The organism is Haloarchaeobius sp. FL176, assembly GCF_024609245.1.
GTDB lineage: Archaea > Halobacteriota > Halobacteria > Halobacteriales > Natrialbaceae > Haloarchaeobius.
Genome location: NZ_JANJYH010000033.1, coordinates 1 through 547 on the forward strand (window position 1 = coordinate 1; position 547 = coordinate 547).

At 58.1% G+C, this 547-nt stretch carries 1 rRNA gene; it reads left to right on the forward strand.

Annotated elements, in window-relative coordinates:
- Window positions 1–547 (forward strand): 16S ribosomal RNA (locus NO978_RS19740); the annotation flags it as partial.

Here is a 547-nt window from a genome sequence, read left to right on the forward strand (position 1 = left end):
CTCGCTTTTCTGAACCCTAGGGTGGTTCAGGAACAAGAGCTGGGCAAGACCGGTGCCAGCCGCCGCGGTAACACCGGCAGCTCGAGTGATGACCGATATTATTGGGCCTAAAGCGTCCGTAGCTGGCTGTGCAAGTCTGTTGGGAAATCTGCTCGCTCAACGAGCAGGCGTCCGGCAGAAACTGCGCAGCTTGGGACCGAGCGATCCGAGGGGTACGTCTGGGGTAGGAGTGAAATCCCGTAATCCTGGACGGACCACCGATGGCGAAAGCACCTCGGAAGATCGGATCCGACAGTGAGGGACGAAAGCTGGGGTCACGAACCGGATTAGATACCCGGGTAGTCCCAGCTGTAAACGATGCCAGTTAGGTTTGGCGCGGGCTACGAGCTCGTGCTGTGCCGCAGTGAAGACGATAAACTGGCCGCCTGGGAAGTACGTCCGCAAGGATGAAACTTAAAGGAATTGGCGGGGGAGCACTACAACCGGAGGAGCCTGCGGTTTAATTGGACTCAACGCCGGACATCTCACCAGCTCCGACAGTATGCAG